Source organism: Halobellus sp. Atlit-38R, assembly GCF_003665925.1.
Lineage (GTDB): Archaea > Halobacteriota > Halobacteria > Halobacteriales > Haloferacaceae > Haloquadratum > Haloquadratum inordinatus.
Genome location: NZ_QXIJ01000353.1, coordinates 1 through 449, shown reverse-complemented (window position 1 = coordinate 449; position 449 = coordinate 1). Strand labels below are relative to the sequence as shown.

Here is a 449-nt window from a genome sequence, read left to right as displayed (position 1 = left end):
TTCGTACTCTCCGGGCTCGGTAATCAGCCGATTCTGTGCCCGACCATCGCTCTCAAACTGTCCGTCACCATCGAGATCCCACTCATACGTGACTGCTTCTCGGTCGATGCTATCCGGTGTATCCACGGACGCCTCTGAACTGAGCACGCGATTCCCTAGTTGGGTCCGGACGTACACTCGTGGGTCGAGGCCCGGATTCACCGCAATCGTCGCGTTGACGACGGTCGTGGCGCCCGCAGTATCGGTGACCTGGAGACTAACGGGTATTACCTCCCCGCCATCGGCGTTGAACGTCACGTTCGGCGCGGCGTAGGTCCGTCCCTCGCCCTCCCAGTTGTACTCACGGATCTCACTGTCGGGGTCAGTTGCGTCAGCTTCGACGGTCACGTCCTCGTTCGCATCAACGCTATCGGGGGCAACGATGGTGACGTCTGGCGGCGCGTTCACGC

The 449-nt window shown here is 61.2% G+C and carries 1 pseudogene; it reads right to left on the bottom strand.

From position 1 onward, the window contains the following. Nucleotides 1-449 (bottom strand): annotated as a pseudogene (locus D3D02_RS20770) (hypothetical protein); the annotation flags it as partial.